The sequence below is a fragment of the Brenneria uluponensis genome (assembly GCF_032395385.1).
GTDB classification, from domain to species: Bacteria; Pseudomonadota; Gammaproteobacteria; order Enterobacterales; family Enterobacteriaceae; genus Prodigiosinella; species Prodigiosinella aquatilis.
In genome coordinates, this window is the sequence record NZ_CP135917.1 from 1,033,045 (window position 1) to 1,051,440 (window position 18,396).

The 18,396-nt window shown below is 53.1% G+C and carries 16 protein-coding genes; 4 read left to right on the plus strand and 12 right to left on the minus strand.

Annotated elements, in window-relative coordinates:
* Positions 1 to 8: 8 nt before the first annotated feature.
* The 7 genes from RS889_RS04755 to RS889_RS04785 form a co-directional block, all read right to left on the minus strand.
* Positions 9 to 1,211, minus strand: coding sequence for an MFS transporter (locus RS889_RS04755; RefSeq protein ID WP_315709536.1), 1,203 nt, complete (start codon positions 1,209 to 1,211; stop codon positions 9 to 11).
* 258 nt (positions 1,212 to 1,469) lie between these two features.
* Positions 1,470 to 2,465, minus strand: coding sequence for a glycine betaine/L-proline ABC transporter substrate-binding protein ProX (gene proX / locus RS889_RS04760; protein WP_315709537.1), 996 nt, complete (start codon positions 2,463 to 2,465; stop codon positions 1,470 to 1,472).
* Positions 2,466 to 2,564: 99 nt separating this feature from the next.
* On the minus strand, positions 2,565 to 3,698 hold the full coding sequence (gene proW, locus RS889_RS04765; protein WP_315709539.1) for a glycine betaine/L-proline ABC transporter permease ProW: 1,134 nt from the start codon (positions 3,696 to 3,698) through the stop codon (positions 2,565 to 2,567).
* Positions 3,691 to 4,893 (minus strand): glycine betaine/L-proline ABC transporter ATP-binding protein ProV, encoded by a 1,203-nt coding sequence (gene proV, locus RS889_RS04770; RefSeq protein ID WP_315709541.1) that lies wholly within the window; start codon positions 4,891 to 4,893, stop codon positions 3,691 to 3,693. The genes proW and proV overlap by 8 nt, the downstream gene beginning before the upstream one ends.
* A gap of 941 nt (positions 4,894 to 5,834) precedes the next feature.
* Positions 5,835 to 6,575 (minus strand): GntR family transcriptional regulator, encoded by a 741-nt coding sequence (locus RS889_RS04775; RefSeq protein WP_315709543.1) that lies wholly within the window; start codon positions 6,573 to 6,575, stop codon positions 5,835 to 5,837.
* An 85-nt stretch (positions 6,576 to 6,660) separates the two neighbouring features.
* Positions 6,661 to 8,463: an allophanate hydrolase gene (gene atzF / locus RS889_RS04780; protein ID WP_315709545.1), complete on the minus strand. Its 1,803-nt coding sequence runs from the start codon at positions 8,461 to 8,463 to the stop codon at positions 6,661 to 6,663.
* A gap of 238 nt (positions 8,464 to 8,701) precedes the next feature.
* The gene (locus tag RS889_RS04785) at positions 8,702 to 9,469 is read right to left on the minus strand and encodes a class I SAM-dependent methyltransferase (RefSeq protein ID WP_315709547.1); all 768 of its coding nucleotides are present in this window, start codon (positions 9,467 to 9,469) and stop codon (positions 8,702 to 8,704) included.
* Between the two features lie 92 nt (positions 9,470 to 9,561).
* On the opposite strand from RS889_RS04785, the gene RS889_RS04790 reads away from it, so the two are divergent.
* Positions 9,562 to 10,332 carry a helix-turn-helix transcriptional regulator gene (locus RS889_RS04790; RefSeq protein WP_021017485.1) on the plus strand — a complete coding sequence of 257 codons (771 nt, stop codon included), beginning with the start codon at positions 9,562 to 9,564 and terminating at the stop codon, positions 10,330 to 10,332.
* A gap of 195 nt (positions 10,333 to 10,527) precedes the next feature.
* On the opposite strand, the gene RS889_RS04795 is transcribed toward RS889_RS04790, so the two are convergent.
* Complete coding sequence (locus RS889_RS04795) at positions 10,528 to 12,012, minus strand: NCS1 family nucleobase:cation symporter-1 (protein ID WP_021017484.1); 1,485 nt, start codon at positions 12,010 to 12,012, stop codon at positions 10,528 to 10,530.
* Positions 12,013 to 12,165: 153 nt separating this feature from the next.
* Here RS889_RS04795 and RS889_RS04800 point away from each other — a divergent pair, with 153 nt between their 5' ends.
* Genes RS889_RS04800 through puuE form a run of 3 tightly spaced genes read left to right on the plus strand, consistent with a single transcriptional unit; the run spans position 12,166 to position 14,603 of the window.
* Positions 12,166 to 12,888: a GntR family transcriptional regulator gene (locus RS889_RS04800; RefSeq protein ID WP_315709549.1), complete on the plus strand. Its 723-nt coding sequence runs from the start codon at positions 12,166 to 12,168 to the stop codon at positions 12,886 to 12,888.
* Positions 12,885 to 13,622: an allantoin racemase gene (gene hpxA / locus RS889_RS04805; protein WP_315709551.1), complete on the plus strand. Its 738-nt coding sequence runs from the start codon at positions 12,885 to 12,887 to the stop codon at positions 13,620 to 13,622. The genes RS889_RS04800 and hpxA overlap by 4 nt, the downstream gene beginning before the upstream one ends.
* 24 nt (positions 13,623 to 13,646) lie before the next feature.
* Positions 13,647 to 14,603, plus strand: coding sequence for an allantoinase PuuE (gene puuE, locus RS889_RS04810; RefSeq protein ID WP_315709552.1), 957 nt, complete (start codon positions 13,647 to 13,649; stop codon positions 14,601 to 14,603).
* An 85-nt stretch (positions 14,604 to 14,688) separates the two neighbouring features.
* On the opposite strand, the gene hpxZ is transcribed toward puuE, so the two are convergent.
* The 4 genes from hpxZ to RS889_RS04830 are packed head-to-tail and all read right to left on the minus strand — an operon-like array spanning position 14,689 to position 18,299.
* Entirely contained in the window at positions 14,689 to 15,072 is a 384-nt protein-coding gene (hpxZ, locus tag RS889_RS04815; RefSeq protein ID WP_315709553.1) for an oxalurate catabolism protein HpxZ, read from the minus strand.
* Between the two features lie 15 nt (positions 15,073 to 15,087).
* Positions 15,088 to 16,488 (minus strand): AtzE family amidohydrolase, encoded by a 1,401-nt coding sequence (locus RS889_RS04820; RefSeq protein WP_315709554.1) that lies wholly within the window; start codon positions 16,486 to 16,488, stop codon positions 15,088 to 15,090.
* Positions 16,485 to 16,682: an oxalurate catabolism protein HpxX gene (hpxX, locus tag RS889_RS04825; protein WP_021017476.1), complete on the minus strand. Its 198-nt coding sequence runs from the start codon at positions 16,680 to 16,682 to the stop codon at positions 16,485 to 16,487. Before hpxX ends, RS889_RS04820 begins: the two co-directional genes overlap by 4 nt.
* Positions 16,683 to 16,712: 30 nt before the next feature.
* Positions 16,713 to 18,299 carry a gamma-glutamyltransferase family protein gene (locus RS889_RS04830; protein WP_315709555.1) on the minus strand — a complete coding sequence of 529 codons (1,587 nt, stop codon included), beginning with the start codon at positions 18,297 to 18,299 and terminating at the stop codon, positions 16,713 to 16,715.
* Positions 18,300 to 18,396 lie beyond the last annotated feature (97 nt).

An 18,396-nucleotide genomic window follows, 5' to 3' on the forward strand; every position in this document is an offset into this window, starting at 1 on the left:
AAAAAATATCAACACGACGGGGCCGAAGAGTGAATATGTTCATGGTTGTGTCCCTGCCACCATACCAGCAGGTTTATGAGGCTCAGTGATACACCGGCTGCGGATACGCCAAGCCAGCCAAAATGCTGATAAGCAGATGCCGAGATAAGCGAGCCAAGCGCACCACCGATAAAGTAGCAAGTCATATAGCCAGAGGTAAGACGGTTACGCGCTTCGGGCATCATGCGATACAACACAGTTTGATTGGTAACGTGTACCCCTTGAACGGCTAAATCCAGCAGAATAATACCCAGTAGCAACGCCACGATGGAATGTATACCGAAAGCGATAGGAATCCATGACACGGTCAATAACAGCAGCCCTGCTGTGGTGGTGGTGGCCGCCTTGCCGCGATCTGCCCTGCGTCCGGCACTGTTGGCGGCAACTGCACCGGCAGCGCCGACCAGACCAAACAACCCGATGATACCTTCTGAATACCGATAGGGTGATGCGGACAGCAGGAACGCCATTGAGGTCCATAAAATGCTGAAATTGGCAAAAGTCAGCCCACCCAGCAGAGCACGAGTTCTCAGTGAAGGTGACACACTGAACAGTGTGAAAATCGATACCAGCAAGTGCGGATAATTGAGGCTACTGGGTTGATGGTAACGTGGCAATGCTCGCCACAGTATCAGCGCCATGACGGCCATTAATGCGCTGGCGAACCAGTAAACGGTACGCCAGTCTCCCAGCGAAGCCAATGCCCCCGCGACTGTACGGGCCAGCAGGATACCCAGCAACAGTCCGCTCATAATGGTACCCACTACTTTGCCGCGGGTTTCCAGTGTTGCCAGCGTGGCTGCTAGCGGAACCAGCAATTGTGCTACCACCGAAAACAGGCCGGTGAGCGCCGTTCCGACAATCATCAGCCACAGTGTAGGGGACGAGGCGGTAATCAGCATGCCTCCGGCGGCCAGTAATGTCATGATGACAATCAGGCTGCGGCGTTCCAACATATCACCGAGCGGCACCAGGAAGAGTAAACCGAAAGCGTAGCCCAATTGCGCCGCGGTAACGATAAACCCGGCTTGATTAACCGAGAGATTGAATGCGTTGGCTATGGCATCCAGCAATGGCTGGGCATAGTAATTACTGGCGACCGCAAGGCCGGTAGCGGCGGACATTACCAGGGTGAGCATCGGGCTTAACGCTGTATGCTGTTGTGTAGGCATAGTGGGGATAGTTAATATCGTGTTAAGAAAATAATGCTCAGTATCGAACAGCTTCGATAAAGATACCAGCAGATAATCGCAGGGCTTGCCATATATCCTGCTGTTTTACGACATATTATTATGCTTATAGATAGTTGCATTGATCGGGAAGGGATGTGTGGATAAGCGAAGATTGAGCTGGTAAGGGAACCTGCCTGTCCGTGGCTGATGCAAAAGGTTTTGCGTCAGCCACGGACAGGCAGGGACTTTAAAAGGGCGTTATTTTGCTGCGCTGAGAGCGGTGCTGACCCAACCGTCAAACAGTTTCTGATGCACGTGGATCCAGCCCTCTGTTTGGCGTTCAATATCCTGTTGAGACGCTTCCCCGTTGTGCATCCGCAGGTTTTGCGCATTCACATCGGCGATTGGTAATTTCATAATGGCGAAAAGTTTAGCCGCCGCCGGATTTTTTTCCGCCCATTTTTTGTTAGCGACAATACGCATGGTATTTACCGGGAAACCGTAATCCATACCATTAGGCAGTTTGGTGCTGACACCTTTCATTTCACCTGGCTGAGAAGAGAACGGTACCTGTAACCAGACGACATCACGTCCTGGAACCAAAACATCGCTCACCCAGTAAGGCGTCCAGGTGTAGTAGAGAATAGGCTTGCCTTCGTGATAACGAGCGATGGTATCGGCGATCAGGGCCGCATAGTTACCCTGATTATGTTCAACGGTCTGGTTAAGATGATATGCCTTTAGTTGATGATTGATCATGGCTTCACATCCCCAGCCAGGATTACAGCCTGTCAGGTCGGCTTTGCCGTCACCGTTGGAGTCAAATAATTTGGCTATTTTGGGATCTTTCAGTTGGGCGATGTTGGTTATCTTGTATTTATCCGCGGTTTTTTTATCGATCAGATACCCCTGGGCAGCGCCCGAGATATAGGCACCCTGGCGGTAAAATTTGGCGTCACCACCGGCGGCCTTGTATTGGTCGGCGTGCAGCGGGTCCCAGTTAACAGCCATGAAAGTGGCATCTCCGGCCGCTATGGCTGTGTAAGCGACGTTGTAATCCACTTCACGGATAGGCAGCACGTCGTATCCCAGTTTATCCAGAGCCTTGTTAACCAGCAGAGTTTGGAACGTTTCTTCAGCCAGGCTGCTTTGCAGGGGCTGAACCTTAATACCGTTGCCCGGCAGTTCTGCGGCCATTGATGAAGTACTGAGTACGGCACTCAGGGCAAGAATAACCATGCTTGTTTTGCGCATAATGCTTCCTCGTGGTGATGTGATGGGGCGCTGCGTGCGCCCTTGAACAGAGAGTATTGCGATTCACGTATGGCTGACGGTACGGCCATGGCTAACCAATCAGGATTTGATGAAAGGACGGAGCAATAGACCTAGCGGGCCTTTGACATACCAGCGCTGATTCCCTCGACTGCGTTGGTCTCGTCCCAGTGACTGAGTCAAACGGTCAAGAATAATAGCCAGAATGACAATGCCCACACCGCCGATGGCGGCCAGTCCCATATCAAGGCGACCAATGCCGCGCAGCACCATTTGTCCCAACCCGCCAACCGCAATCATGGATGCGATCACCACCATTGACAGTGCCAGCATCAGCGTTTGGTTGACACCGGCCATAATGGTCGGCATGGCTAGCGGCAACTGGACTTTAAACAGCATCTGGCTCGGACTGGCGCCGAAAGACTCGGCGGCTTCCACCAGGTCAGCCGGAACCTGACGAATACCCAGGATGGTCAGACGGATAATTGGGGGTAAGGCAAAAATAATGGTGACCACGACGCCTGGCACATTACCGATACCAAATAGCATGACGATCGGAACCAGATAGACGAAGGCTGGTGTCGTCTGCATAGCGTCCAGCAATGGACGAATAATTTTCGCGGCCCTCTCACTGCGGGCCAGCCAAATACCCATCGGCAAGCCGATAAGTATGCAAAAGAACAGCGCGGTAAGTACTAATGCCAACGTCACCATTGCCTGGGACCAGGCACCAATGGCGCCGATCACAATCAGTGATATAAAAGTGGCTAATCCCATACCGAAGCTTGATATTTGCCAGGCTATCAGGGAAAACAGAATGATAGCCACTGGCGCAGGCATGCCCAGCAATAAATGCTGAAATCCACTTAAAATGAAGTCTACAGGTACTCGGATACCCTGAAACAGGGGGCGAAAATGCAGCACCAGCCAGTCAATCCCTGTCGTTACCCAGTGATCCAGTGGAATCAGGGTATGTTTGAAGGGATGAAGCAGGCTGAAATGCTCCGTTGGCGCATGAGGCACACTGTCAAGCCAGTTGGTGCTGCCGTCAGCCGTACCTGCGGGTGGTGTAGTGTTCCAGGCATTAGCGGCATGCGGTGTCGACACGCTTTGCGTGGTTGCCCAGGGGTCCGTTTGTGGTGGTGTAGTGACTTGAGAGGACACGTCCAGACCAGTGGTGGTGTCTCCCCAGGGATTGGTTGTTGAATCAGTCATTCAGAGCAGTCTCCTTATCCAGTGCCTGTAGCAACATCCCTTTGGATATGATGCCGATGTACTCATTATTTTCGCCAATGACTGGCACGGCACAGGGAGATTGAGCGACCTGTGAGATTAAATCGTTGAGTGACATATCAGCGGCAACGGGAGCGGGAACAGATAGCAGCGCCTGTTCCAGTGGCTGTTGCTCTTTGAGCGCTTTTTTCAGTGACTCAATAGAGACGATACCGATGAATTTCTGACCCCGTTCCAGCACGTAGCCATAGTCGCGATCCTCTTCTTGCAGAATTTGTAGTGCTGAACGCGGCCCGACACCGGGGGTTTTGCGGATAATAGCCACTGGTCGGCGGCGGGCAATATCTTTGGCGCTGAACACGTGACTGATATCCACACCACGAAAAAAACTACGTACGTAGTTGTTGGCCGGATTGTTGAGGATTTCATCCGGGGTGCCGACCTGAATGACTTCACCGCTGTGCATGATGGCAATACGATCACCAATACGCATGGCTTCATCCAGGTCGTGTGAAATAAACACAATGGTTCGTTGCTGACGAGATTGCAGTTTAATCAGTTCATCCTGCATTTCGGTACGAATCAACGGGTCAAGTGCGGAGAAGGCTTCATCCATTAGCAGAATATCTGGATCATTAGCTAACGCACGGGCCAGACCAACGCGCTGGCGCATACCGCCAGACAGCTCATCCGGATAGGAAGCGGCATTGGCCTCCAATCCTACCTGTTGTAACGCGCTGATCGCTTTTTGCTCTCGCTCTGGCCTGGGTATCCCTGCCAGTTCCATACCAAATGCGGTGTTATTCAGGATATCCAGATGTGGCATCAGTGCAAATGACTGAAACACCATACTGATTTTTTTACGGCGGACTTCGCGTAAGGCGGTATCCGATATTTTGGCAATATCTTCACCGTCAATTAATACCTGGCCGCGAGTCGGTTCTATCAGACGATTGAGAAGGCGTACCAGAGTGGATTTTCCGGAGCCGGATAAGCCCATGATGACAAATATCTCGCCTTCTTCAATGGCCAGATTAGCATTTTTGACGCCGACCGTCAGGCCTGTTTTTTCAAAAATCTGATCTTTATCTAAATCCTGATCAATTAGCTTGAATGCACGTTCAGTATGAACGCCAAATATTTTGTAGAGATTTTTTACTTCGAGTTTAATTGCCATGTAATTGGTTCTTTCCTATAGTGATTTATTGTCCTATAGCGTTGTCCTGATAATAATTTAAAGCGCCCTATACCCTACCATAATATGAGTCTGAGGCAACCTTTGTCTGCCCCGCGCTACTGACAGGCGAAAAAATTCCATACTATTAGTATAGGGTAAATTCGCGAAAGCCACTTGAAATTATTTTGCCCCGACACTGCCGATTTTCTATATTTAATATGTTTATTTTTCATGTAGTTAATCTTTAGTCATTGCGACGGATCAATAGCGATTATCCGGGGAGCATTTGTGTGGTGGAATAGGGTGTTTAAAACACGTATTTTGGCAGTGAAAAGAATTGTTAATAAACTTGCTGATTGATGGTTTTTCGGGGGAATAATCTGCATGTCAGGAAGGGTAATTAAATTATTATGGACGGGTATATTACAGTGCCATGAAATGATCTTCTCCGAAATATAGCAGGGCAATCGGTGATGATACAGCGCGGATATTGCCTGATTTGCCGGGAGATATCGGTGGGAATAAAGCGGTTTGATACCGCTCTTTGTTGCAAAGATAAATGATTATAAATCCGAGAAATAAGTCACATAATTCAGCAGAAATATTTACCCGTTTCACCGGTTTTGAATGCTAAAGATAAACCCTATTCCATACTCCATATCATGCCATTGAACACATTGGATATGAGTGTCATCACTTTTTCCGGTACTCATTTTATCAATGGTTATCAATGTCACATTATTGAGTGGTATTACTGAAATGGTCATGGTGTCAGAATAAGGAATGCGTTATCCCAATATTGGTGGTACCCGCAGTTTTGGCGTTCTGACTGAATCCAATCTCGATCGGTCGTGTAGAGCAAATACCTTGATTAAACGACGTGGCAGGTGCTCCCCTCAATGCGCAATGACAATATAAATGAACACAATGTGGCTAGCGGGTTAATCCGCGTATCCGTTCGGTGTTGTGGGCGGCGTCTGGCGTCTTGCCTGTTGTAAAAGGTGCAGCGTGATATTGCGAACTTCAGCCTTGCTGCTGGCAATATGTTCGCTGAGGATGCGTTGAGCGTCGACGGTGTGCTGCTGAAAAATGGCCAGCAGGATAGCAGAGTGTTCCTGATAGGTGGTGGCAATACGAGCCTGCTTGGTGAAGTCCAGACGACGGATAATACGGATTTTCTCTGTCACATCCCGGTGTACCCGCGCCATTTCGTGGTTCCCGGTGGTAGCGACCAACACCATGTGAAACTCTTCATCATGGCGGGAAACGGTATCGCCATCATTAAGTGGCGGCTCGTCGATCCAGAACTGCTTCAGGAACCGGAGCTTTTCAGCGCCGAGACCAGAGGGCAGCTCACACAGGCGGCGTATCGCTTCCCGTTCCAGCACGGTGCGCAAGTCGTACAAATCTTCAAAATAGGCAAAATCAAACGGACGAACCTGCCAGCCACTGCGAAAATAGACATCCACGTAGCCTTCGGTTTCCAGTCGGAACAACGCCTGACGTACCGGTGTGCGGCTAACGGACATTCGCTGCGCCAGCTCGCTTTCTGTGAAGCGATCGCCAGGTAACAGTCGAAAATCAAAAATATCCTGCTTCAGTTGCTGGTAGATTTGCTCCGCCAGCACTGCTGGTCTGCTTTTCTGGCGGGTTTTATCCGTGTCGAAAGGGGAAAATTGCATCACCTGGTTTCCTTTATTTATTATCTGGCAGGTATTTTGCCGCAGTTGACAATGGGTCTGGTGGCAAACCTTGGTAAAAGACGCCTTATGATTGGGCCAGACTGGTGAGATAAGCGCGCCAGCCACCAAACTCGGTAATGTCCCGTGCACCGTTCAACGCGGCGGGTTCACAGATAAACCCTTTTACCTGCCGACCATCCGCCAGTGTCAGCGTGCCAATACCGAGTGGCGCCGGGATCTCGGCCACAAACTCGCCAAAACGCGCCAACGGGATGTCCCACAGTTCAACCACAATCGGGCGACCAGCGATGGTTTTTACCAATCCGGGTTTCGGTGGCTGGGTATTCGCCAATGCATATAAGCGGTAATCGTCGCTGGTGGTAGTCTGTTCCACCAACACGGCTTGGCGGGTCAGTAACTGGAAATTCAGCGGCATACCGGTGAGATGCGCACCCACTACGGCGATGCGGACATGGCGGGCTGATGGGGTGGCGACGGGTGCGTAGGGACTGAATGGTATTCCGGTAGCGCCTAATGACAGCGGGTTTGTGGCCTGCCAGCGCTGACCGAAAGTGGCCAGCGCCGCATCGTGCCAGGCCGGGGCAATCAGCGTGATTCCGGCGGGCAATCCATCGGCCCGGAAAGCGGCAGGCAGCGCCAGCGCGCACAAATCCGCCAGATTAGTGAAGTTGGTGTAAAGACCAAACTGGGCGTTATAACGCACGGGTTCCTGCGCCATTTCTTCAATAGTGCGGATGGTAGGGGTGGTCGGAACCACCAGTGCGTCGAACGGTGCCAAAACATCGTTGATCTGGCGTGCCAGTTCCGCCCGCAGATACTCCGCATTGAAGACATCACAGGCGCTGTAATCCACGCCATTTTCGATAATACCGCGGACCACCGGATCCAGCGCTTGTGGGTTATCCGTGAGCAGTGATCCCACGGCAACCGTCCGCTCCGCCACCCATGGCCCTTCATACAGTTGACGAGCCAATTGATTAAAAATAGAGAAATCGATGGGCTCCAGTGTTGCCCCCATGGCGCGCAGTTGGGTTAGCGTATGTCGGAATGCCTGTTCTGCCAGCGTGTCGCCACAAAACTCCAACACTTTCGGTATGGCAAAATGCAACTGGGGTGAAAAGGCGGCCGGGGTGGTGTTTGGGTGGGGGCGGGAGTAGGCATCCTGCGCATCATAGCCAGCGGCCAGCTCTGCCACCATTTTGGCATCGGCCACCGTCAATGCGAATACCGACACGCAGTCGTTGAGGCGGCAGGCTGGCACGACGCCGCGGGTGGATAGCCAGCCTTTGGTGGGTTTCAGGCCAACGATATTGTTAAATCCGGCAGGAACCCGGCCTGAACCTGCGGTATCGGTGCCCAGTGAAAACGGGACGATACCACGGGCCACGACTGACGCGGAACCGGAGCTGGAACCCCCGCTGACATACTTCGGGTTGATGCTGTTGTGCACAGCACCGTGCGGAGAGCGGGTTCCTACCAATCCGGTAGCGAACTGGTCCAGATTGGTTTTACCCATCACGATAGCGCCGGCCGCTTTTAGGCGGGCGACAACGGTAGCATCCTGTTTGGCGCTATAGCTAAAAGCCGGGCAGGCAGCGGTTGTCGGCCAGCCTGCGACATCAATATTGTCTTTTACCGCAAACGGGATGCCATACAGTGGTAATGCAGAAGCATTTTGCTGCTGTGTCAACTGATCAATCTGTTCCTGTAATTGGGCTTCACTGGCGAGATAGATCCAGGCGTTGTCTTCCAGTGATAGATCATGTCGTAGTTGCAACAGGGTATCGGCTACTGACAGTGGCTGTTGTTGATAATGCTGTTGCCACTGACATAGGGTAAAACCGGTAACGCTACTCCTTAAAGTCATAAGATAAATTCCATCTAGTACACAAGATTGAGTCCATTCATACAAACACCGTGCCATATTTTTAATTTATTGTTTTATATGGTTTATTGGTGATTTATAAAGTAAGAACATAGTTCTTATGCACTGGGGTAGCGCAGAATCAGAACCAAAATGAAGCAAATGGATAACGCTACCAGCGGGGCTGACAGCGTTAGAAGGGGGAGACGAATATCAATGGGATCGAGCGATGCTCGTCAGGTCAGGCTTTTGTTGCAATGATAAGCGCTGTGTCTACGGTGAAACTCCCGTCACTGACAATATCAAAGTATTCAGTGACCTCGGCTCCCGCATGTTGCTGTAATGAACGGATGGCGACAATATGGTCAGTGGGGGTCTTCATGCGTTCCACCCAGGATGAAAACTCCAGGCGCAGACGAAAAGTTTTTACCTCGCGTACCGCTAATCCCGCTGCCGCCAATAATTGCTGCCATTCCTGTAGAGAAGCGTTGCGTACATGTGAAGGATCACGCAGCAATTCGATACTTTGCAACCAGGTATCCAGTAACGAATCGCCGGGGGAGACGACATCCATAAACATACCCATGCCACCGGGTTTCAGGGTGCGCGCCATTTGCTCGATGCCGAGCGCAATATGCCGCCAGTGGTGAGCGCTGTAGCGGGTAGCGACCACATCAAAGGATTCCGACGGGCAGGATAATGATTCGGCGGCACCCTGTTTGGTCACAATATTGAGCAGATTACGTTTGACGGCTTCCTGTGCAACGGTATCCAACATGGATTGAGCGAGATCACAAGCGACGACGCGATGTACCAGTGGTGCCAGTCGGAACGAAACATGTCCGCCGCCGCATCCCAGATCCAGGATGGTGGCATCGGGACGCTGGCCGATTCGTTGTGCCATCAAATCCAGATCATCTCCCTGAGCATGTACCGTACTGTTTAAATACGCCGTGGCTTGTGTGGCGTACTGGCGGGTAATAATGGCATTATGGCTTTCAGTTTTCATCGTTGATGTCCTGAAGAGTTAGAGAAGCCCTGATTCTCAGTTGAATGATTAACGACAACAAGGCAAGCACTTATCCTGGTATAAATTGCACTATGACTGTTTCTGATACGCGGCGTATTCTGGGCGCATTTATTCGTGCCCACCGTGAACGACTTTCACCACCAGACAAGGCTGGGCGTCGTCGCACGCCGGGATGGCGGCGGGAAGAGCTTGCCGATGCCGCAGGGCTGGGCGTGACATGGATTACCTGGCTGGAACAAGGTCGGCATGTCGATGCTTCGGTTCCGGCGCTTTCCCGGTTGGCTGATGCTTTGCAATTGAATGCGGCCGAACGTGCTTCGTTGTTTGATCTGGCAGGCAAGCGTGACCGGCAATCTGAACCGGAAACCGCAGAGGCGCTATCGGACGCATTACTCCATTTACCCTCCATGTTATCCGCCCCCGCTTATCTGCTCGACCATGTCTGGACTGCTCGGGCCTGGAATCCTGCTGCTGCCGAGCTATTTATCGGTTGGCTGGATGAAACGGCGGAGACGCGTAACCTGTTGCGCTATGTGTTTCTTGTCCCAACTGCACAATCGCTGATTGTCGACTGGCAGGAACGGACGCGGCGACTGGTCGCTGAGTTTCGTGCCGATTTTAATCGTCGTCCTGGTGATACCCAAATGCAGGCATTGGTGGATGATCTGTTGGGGCAAAGCCAGCGGTTTGCCGAGCATTGGCAAAATCAGGATGTTCTGTATCGTGAAGGTGGGGAACGCAGCTTCTGCCACCCCGAACAGGGGATCCTGCATTTTCAGCAAACAACATTACTGGTTGCTGCTCAGCAAACCATCAAGTTGGTATGTTTGGCACAAGTCTGAATCAGCCCGGTCCACTCTCAACCTGAAAAGTAGTGTCGTAATGTTCCATTTAATTCTGCGGTAAGGTGATTACCCTATCGGGTTTCCGGAAGGAGGCGAACGGCGGGTATCCTGGCTTCCTGATGGGCAAGTATTGCGGGGGAGTCGCCGTTTTTTACGGAACGCCCCCGTGGTTTTTATCCGTGCCGCTGAATATCAGTCCTTGCGCAATAACAACCCACGCATTGCAGTGGCGCTGGTTTTTACCGCGTGTTCATGACGCGCCAGATAACGATAGCAACTGGCACCCAGAAATGTGCCGATGAACCAACTGAAATTAGCTACTGCATGCCAGGCCGGGATGAAGCTGATGATCAAACCGATAGCGACCGCCGGGATCAGCGCCAGAACCGCATTGGGATTAAAGCCGTTGCGATACCAATAACGACCGGTCGGCGTAGCGTCGAACAGATCATCCACATGGATCTTGGCGCCTTTAATCAGGTAAAAGTCCGCCAGCAGAATGCCAAACAGTGGGCCGATAAAGGCACCGAGTACATCCAGCGTGTAGTGAATCAGTTCCGGTGACTGAAACAGGTTCCACGGTGTCAGCAGGACGGAACCTACGGCGGCGATCATGCCGCCGGTACGGAAGCTGATGCGTTGCGGTGAACAGTTGGAAAAATCAAACGCCGGGGAAACAAAGTTTGCCACGATATTGATGCCGATGGTCGCCACGATCATGGTCAGCAGACCGAGCGCTACCGCTACGCTATTGCCTACACGACTAACCGTTTCAATCGGGTCGGTAATCATCTGTCCGAACAGTGACTGGGTGCCAGAGACAATCACCACGGTAACGATGGAAAACAGCAAGAAGTTAAACGGTAAACCCCAGCGGTTACCGCGTCGGATTTCCTGCATGTTTTTGCCATAACGGGCAAAATCGCCGAAGTTCAGCAACGGGCCGGAGAAGTAAGAGACGACCAGCGCGGTCGCGGTGATCATTTGCCACGTCTGTTCTCCGGTTGTGAGGGTTTTGCTGGCGAGAGTAAAAGAGATATTTTCCAGACCGGTTTTGTAGATAATCCAACCGGCCAGCGATAGCATCACTATGTAGACCGCCGGACCGGCGACATCAATAAAGCGCTTGATAGCGCTCATGCCGTGCCAGAACACCATTGCTTGCAGGAACCACATGATGCCAAAACAGATCCAGCCCAGTGCCGACAAGCCAAGCCAGTGATTCTGCGTTAGCGGCGTGAGGGTCGGATAGAACTTCAGTAGCACCAGCATCAAGGCGTTGGCAGCCAGATAGGTCTGAATGCCATACCAGGCGAAGGCGATCAGGCCACGAATAACCGCCGGGATGTTGGCGCCAAACACGCCAAAAGCCTGACGACAAACTACCGCATAAGGTACGCCGCTCATCTGGCTGGGTTTGGCTACCAGATTGGCGCACAGTTGTACGATACAAATACCTATCAGCAGGCATAACAGAACCTGCCAACTGGCCAGACCTAACGTGAAGAAGCTGGCGGCTACTACATAACCTCCCATGCTGTGTACATCCGACATCCAGAACGAAAAAATGTTGTACCAGGACCAGTTTTGGACGCGCGTCGGGGCCAGATCCGTATTACACAGTCTGGGGCTGTAATGTGCCTGGGTGTCATTGGCTAACGTATTATTTTCTGGCATGGAATCTGCTCCTCTTGACTGCGATCGTGAAATAGATGACCTCGGTGTATGTAATGAGATATTGCAGGAATTGGGCCAGAGAGAGATTTTTTGTATACAATTTATTGTTTTTATGTATACGATTTAGCGATGACGTGGCGACGGGACAAACCTATGAATCAGACTTATGGACTTGAAAGAGATACGTTTTTTCAACAAAAAGATGACGTTATTTATCACGCGTTATTGAATGCCATTGTTGAGCATCAGTTATTGCCGGGAACGAAATTGCCGGAGGAGGCGCTGGCCGACGTTTTTGACGTTAGCCGTACCGGGATTCGAAAAGTATTACAGCGTCTTGCGACAGTGCAAATGATCACGTTAACGCCCAAACGTGGTGCACAGGTAGCCACGCCTACAGTAGACGACGCGCGAGAGATCTTTCAGACCCGTAGTTTGCTGGAGTGTTCCAACCTGCCACAGGTGGTGGCGCACTGCCAACCCACGCATCGGGTGGCGCTGGAAAAGCTGGTGCAGTCCGAACAACAGGCTCATCAGGCGCAGAATGGACCGGAAGCCATACGACTCTCCGCCGCATTTCACATTCAACTGCAAGCGGTCTCGGGCAATACTGTGCTGACGGGTTTGGTGTCGCAACTTACCCTCCGTTCGTCACTGGTGATTGCCGCCTATGGCGCACCCTGGCAGCAGGGCTGCCGCTGTCATGATCACCACACTTTGCTGGATCTGTTGCAGCAAGGGGATGTTCCGGCGTTGTCGGCAGAGATGCAGCAGCATTTCAGCGATATCGTTGCCAGCTTACGTTTTGATCAAAATAGTGAAAATGTGCCGGATTTTGCCCGTCTGTTTGGCAAAGTCGGGGAGAAAAAGGCATGAATGGGCGTGTCATTCAAGTGATCAACCCCAATACCAGCTTGGCAATGACTGAAACCATCGGCACGGCGGCACGGCGAGTGGCCGCAATAGGTACTGAAATTATCGCCGTCTGTCCTTCGCAGGGGGCACCTTCCATTGAGGGCCACTTTGATGAAGCCATTGCCGCCATCGGTGTGCTGGAGCAAATCAAACAGGGGAAAACCCAGGGCGTTGATGGTCATGTTATTGCCTGTTTTGGTGATCCGGGATTGCTAGCTGCGCGGGAACTGGCCAGTGCCCCGGTGATAGGTATTGCAGAAGCGGCTATGCATATGGCAACGCTGGTGGCGACGCGTTTTTCCATCGTCACTACGCTGCCGCGCACGTTGATTATTGCCCGCCATTTATTACAGCGTTACGGTTTTGAGCACCATTGCGCGGCACTGCATGCCATCGATCTGCCAGTGCTGGCGCTGGAAGATGGCCAGGGCCTGGCGCAACAGAAGGTCCGGGAGCTTTGTATACAATCTATGCATAAAGATGGATCCGGAGCCATCGTGCTGGGCTGTGGCGGTATGGCGGATCTGGCCATGGAGTTGACGCAGGAACTGGGGATTCCGGTGATCGATGGCGTCAGTGCCGCCATCAAGTTGCTTGAGTCACTTGCGGCGCTGGGACTGACCACCAGCAAACGGGGTGATCTTGATTATCCGCTCGCTAAACCGCTGACGGGCATATTCAGCCAGTTACAGTAACGCAGCAAATAGAGGAATAGCGTAATGAAGACATCACCAACGTGGATGACTGAGGGATTTGATGACCATTATCCACGGGATTTAATCGGTTATGCCGGTAAGCCGCCCCATGCCAACTGGCCGGGACAGGCGCGGATTGCGGTGCAGTTCGTGCTGAACTACGAGGAAGGTGCGGAAAATAATGTGTTGCATGGTGATGCTGGGTCTGAACAGTTTCTTTCCGATATCATTGGCGCGGCCAGTTATCCGGCGCGGCATATGTCGATGGACTCGTTATATGAATATGGCCCCAGAGCCGGTTTCTGGCGCATTCATCAGGAGTTTCAGCGCCGTGGACTGCCACTCACCATTTTTGGCGTGGCAATGGCGCTGGTGCGTAATCCGGCAGTGGTCGAGGCGATCACATCTGCCGGTTACGATGTGGTAAGCCACGGTTGGCGCTGGATCCACTATCAGGGTATGGATATTGACATCGAACGTCAGCATATGCGGCAGGCGGTGGAAGTGCTGACCGCGCTATTTGGCCATCCGCCGCTAGGCTGGTACACCGGGCGCGACAGTCCCAATACCCGCCAACTGGTGGTCGAGCAAGGTGGTTTTCTGTATGACAGTGATTACTATGGCGATGATCTGCCGTTCTGGATGCCGGTGGCGCGCGCCGATGGCGAGACTCAACCGCACTTGATAGTGCCTTATACACTGGAAACCAACGATATGCGTTTTGCCTCGCCACAGGGCTTCAACAGTGGCGACCAGTTCTTTACCTATCTGAAAGACAGCTTTGATGTGTTGTACGCCGAAGGTGAAGACGCGCCCAAAATGCTATCGATTGGCATGCACTGTCGTCTGTTAGGACGACCGGGCCGCTTCCGGGCGTTGCAGCGTTTCCTCGATTACATCCAGCAGCATGATCGGGTGTGGATCTGTCGCCGTCAGGATATTGCCGAGCACTGGCGTGATCAGCATCCGTATCAGGGCTGATTGCAGGATGTGTTGTGGGTGGATGCAAAAGGTGAGGTGTTGTGACGTGAGCCTCGCCCTGTGTATTTTCCCGCTTATCCTTCTGTCACGCCATCACACTCACATGTGCCGCTACAATGCGCCAGCCTTGTTCGGTTCTGATCCAGGTCTGCATCTGACGGCCAATCTTCTCTGTTCCTGCCCGGCGGAACTCCGTGCTGGCGACGGCCATATCCTGACCATAGGTGGTGATTACCGTATTTTGTAATTGTCGGTCCAGCCCTGCTGATGGGCGTGTGGCGCGAAAATCGCGAATCTGTTCAATACCGTACAGATTCTCGGACGCGCCGTAACGTACGGTGCGAGCATCGTGCCAGAATAATTCATCCAGCACCTCAATATCATTGCCGGTGAGGGCTTTTTCATAGCGATAAAAGGCAGTGGTGACGTCCATCAGTACGTCGGGGAGATTGATGTCATTCAACTTCATGGTGATATTCCGTGTTTATGATAATTGAGCCGCTGGGGGCAATACTCGTGCAATACCTTGTTGTTCCAACTGCCATGCCGCCCGTAGTGCTATATCTTCCCGCCAGGGGGCGGCAATTAGCTGTACGCCGATGGGCAGACCGCACGTGGTCGCCAGCGGTACGGTGACAACAGGCAGACCGAGAAAGGATATCGGTTGTGTGAGCATGCCCATGCTGGCGCGGATAGGTAAATCCTCGTTGTTGATATGCATGGTTTCCTGACCGATTCGTGTCGCCGGACAGGGTGTGGCCGGGGCAATCAGTACATCGGTATGCTCAAACAGCGGCAGTACCTGCTGGCGGAAGTGATCGCGAAAACGCTGCGCTTGTACATACCAGACCGCCGGGATCATCGCGCCGGCCAGTAGACGTTCCCGTGACAGCGGTTCAAACAGGTCTGGTGTGGTGCGCAACGCTGGGAGGTACTGATTACCGCCCTCGCTGGCGGAGAGGATAAACGCGGCGGTACGTGCCAGAGCGGCTTGCGCCAACGTCACTTCATCTGCGGCATTGAGCGCATTCGCCACCTGTTGTACCGCGGTTTTAGCGTGATCGTCACACCAGTCGGCAAAATAACCGTCCAGCACCTTGCAACGCAGCGGTTGTTCTGCGGACAATTGTCCGTAGGTGTTCAGCGAGGATTGTGATGCCTGAAAACGATCCGCGGCATCCGCGCCTTGTAGTACATCAAACACCTGAGCCAGGTCTTCGGTACTGCGGGCCAGCGGACCAATGTGGTCCAGGCTGGCGACAAACGGTTGTGTACCGCTGCGGGAAAGCCGGCCGAACGTGGGCTTGAGGCCAAAGATACCGCACAGTGACGCCGGGACGCGGATGGAGCCATTGGTGTCGCTGCCGAGGGAAAAATTGACCAGCCCGGCTGCCACTGCTGCTGCCGAGCCGCCGGATGATCCTCCCGCGATGCGCGTCACATCATGCGGATTGTGGGTTGCACCGTAGTGGCTGTTTTCGGTGGTAAAACCGTAGGCGTAGGCATCCATATTGAGCAAGCCGGAAAGTAGCGCGCCCTGTCCGGCAAGTTGGCGCACGGCAAACGCATCTTGTGCGGCGGGCGGGCGTCGGCTGAACAATTTGGCACCCGCCAGTGTGGTTTCACCCGCGACATCAAACAGGTTTTTCACTGCATAGGGCACGCCGGCCAACGGTGGCAATGGATCCCCCTGACGCCGTTGCTGGTCGAGACGATCGGCTTCGTCCAGTATGCGCTGGTAGGTAATGTGGGTGTAGGCGTTAAGCGTTGGGTTATCGTATTCAATGTTCGCCAGCGTCTGTCGGGCAATTTCCTGAGCCGACAGCTCACCGCGGACCAGCAGTTCACGCAACTGGCGAATGGATAACTGACCGGGATGATTCATGGCTGATACACTCCGGCGACTTCCTGCCGACCATCAAGAGGGTAGTCCATCAATGGCTGCGCCATCGCCGCGATACGGCTGAACTGGCGTTGTAATTCCTGGCGACGGGCGTCATCCAGCGTCAACGTCAGCAGTGTTTCCATCTGTTCCAGATAAGTACAAAGTGCCGCGTTATCAATATGTTGATTACTCATGATTCGGTTAGCCTCCTGAGGATGATGCGATTAAAAGCCGGCGGCACTGCCGTTGCTCCGGGGATCAAATGCGCCTTCCAGCATGCCATTAACGTGACGCACAATGGCGCCAGCGTGACCAACGGTTTCACTGAAACCGGGGAGTAGTTCCACGTCATGTCCCAGTGTGCGTAGTGCGTCTACTGTCGCGGGAGTAAAGCGGTCTTCCAGCTTGAGGGTATCGGTGGATTGACCCCAGGTGCGGCCGAGCAGCCAGCGCGGGGCGGTAATTGCCTGTTGCAGTGGTAAACCCTGCACGACATGACGGATAAACAGCGCGGCCTGCGTTTGTGGCTGACCGTCGCCACCCATTGAACCGTAAACCATCGTACGGCCGTCTGACAGACGGGCGGCGGCGGGATTCAGGGTATGGAACGGTTGCTTGCCCGGTTCCAGCGCCAGCAGATGATGAGGATCAAGGCTGAAAGACGCGCCGCGGTTCTGCCATAACACGCCTGTTCCTGGCAGCACTATGCCACTGCCAAATTCGTGATAAATGCTCTGGATAAAAGACACCGCCAGTCCGTTACGATCGCAAACCCCCATCCATACCGTGTCGCCAGGACCTTTCCCCTCGCCCCATGGTGCGGCGGCACGGGTATTGACTCGCTGGCTCAGCGTATTGAGATGGTGGCTTTCCAGCAGGCTTTGAACATCCTGAGTGATGTAGCGTGGATCGGTGATAAAACGGTCACGCAGACCGAATGCCAGCTTGGTGGCTTCTACAATACGGTGCACGGTCTGGCTGTCGCTTTGATCTGCTATTTCCAGACGGTCGGTAATACCGAGGATCGCCAGGGAAACCAGTCCTTGCGTCGGGGGGGCGAGGTTGAAAATTTCTCCCCGGCTGTGTGCTAACCGTAATGGCGTGGTACGGCGAGCGTGATAGCCGGCCAGATCATCAGCAGTGATAGGCATGCCCAGTTGTGCCATTTGCTGTGCCATACGGCGCGCCAGAGCACCATGGTAAAAACTGTCCAGCCCGTCTTCGGCCAGCTGGGTCAGGGTGTGAGCCAGATCGGACTGAATGAAGCGGCTACCGGTGCGAGGGATCGTTCCCTCGGGTAGAAACATCTGACAAAACGCCGGGAAATCGTTGAGTTCATGATAACGACTGGTCAATGCGTCTTCCTGCGACTGGGTGACAGGAATTCCCTCACGGGCATAGCGAATAGCATCGGCCAGCAAGCGCGACAACGGCAGCGGCTTGCCGCCCATTTCAGCTGAACAGGCCAATGCTTCCTGCCAACCGCCAATCGTCCCCGCCACGGTCAGTGCTGCTTTCGGGCCTCGGTGCGGAATATGTGTTTCACCGGCATACAGTGCCCGGTTAGCCAGTGAACCGGCGCTTCCGCTGGCATCAATGGCGATAGGCTCGCCTTCTGGTGGCACAATCAACCAGAAGCCGTCGCCACCCAGACTGTTCATATGTGGATATACCACCGCGATAGCCGCAGCGGCGGCCACCATTGCTTCAATGGCGTTACCACCTTCCCGCAGAATGGTTTGCGCGGTGGTGCTCGCCAGGTGATGTGGTGTTACCGCCATCCCCGATGGGGCAATATTACTTTGCATCATTTTTTCTAATCTCACGGAGCGTTGTGGTTGTAGGGTGTCCGGGGTAAAGCAAAACCCGTTCCATCTTTTTCCACTTGCCGTATACGCAACGCTTTAT

Excerpts from the sequence above, each read along its gene's own strand:
- RS889_RS04755 (WP_315709536.1), bottom strand. The coding sequence starts at position 1,211 with ATGCCTACACAACAGCATACAGCGTTAAGCCCGATGCTCACCCTGGTA.
- proX (WP_315709537.1), bottom strand. The coding sequence starts at position 2,465 with ATGCGCAAAACAAGCATGGTTATTCTTGCCCTGAGTGCCGTACTCAGT.
- proW (WP_315709539.1), bottom strand. The coding sequence starts at position 3,698 with ATGACTGATTCAACAACCAATCCCTGGGGAGACACCACCACTGGTCTG.
- proV (WP_315709541.1), bottom strand. The coding sequence starts at position 4,893 with ATGGCAATTAAACTCGAAGTAAAAAATCTCTACAAAATATTTGGCGTT.
- RS889_RS04775 (WP_315709543.1), bottom strand. The coding sequence starts at position 6,575 with ATGCAATTTTCCCCTTTCGACACGGATAAAACCCGCCAGAAAAGCAGA.
- atzF (WP_315709545.1), bottom strand. The coding sequence starts at position 8,463 with ATGACTTTAAGGAGTAGCGTTACCGGTTTTACCCTATGTCAGTGGCAA.
- RS889_RS04785 (WP_315709547.1), bottom strand. The coding sequence starts at position 9,469 with ATGAAAACTGAAAGCCATAATGCCATTATTACCCGCCAGTACGCCACA.
- RS889_RS04790 (WP_021017485.1), top strand. The coding sequence starts at position 9,562 with ATGACTGTTTCTGATACGCGGCGTATTCTGGGCGCATTTATTCGTGCC.
- RS889_RS04795 (WP_021017484.1), bottom strand. The coding sequence starts at position 12,012 with ATGCCAGAAAATAATACGTTAGCCAATGACACCCAGGCACATTACAGC.
- RS889_RS04800 (WP_315709549.1), top strand. The coding sequence starts at position 12,166 with ATGAATCAGACTTATGGACTTGAAAGAGATACGTTTTTTCAACAAAAA.
- hpxA (WP_315709551.1), top strand. The coding sequence starts at position 12,885 with ATGAATGGGCGTGTCATTCAAGTGATCAACCCCAATACCAGCTTGGCA.
- puuE (WP_315709552.1), top strand. The coding sequence starts at position 13,647 with ATGAAGACATCACCAACGTGGATGACTGAGGGATTTGATGACCATTAT.
- hpxZ (WP_315709553.1), bottom strand. The coding sequence starts at position 15,072 with ATGAAGTTGAATGACATCAATCTCCCCGACGTACTGATGGACGTCACC.
- RS889_RS04820 (WP_315709554.1), bottom strand. The coding sequence starts at position 16,488 with ATGAATCATCCCGGTCAGTTATCCATTCGCCAGTTGCGTGAACTGCTG.
- hpxX (WP_021017476.1), bottom strand. The coding sequence starts at position 16,682 with ATGAGTAATCAACATATTGATAACGCGGCACTTTGTACTTATCTGGAA.
- RS889_RS04830 (WP_315709555.1), bottom strand. The coding sequence starts at position 18,299 with ATGATGCAAAGTAATATTGCCCCATCGGGGATGGCGGTAACACCACAT.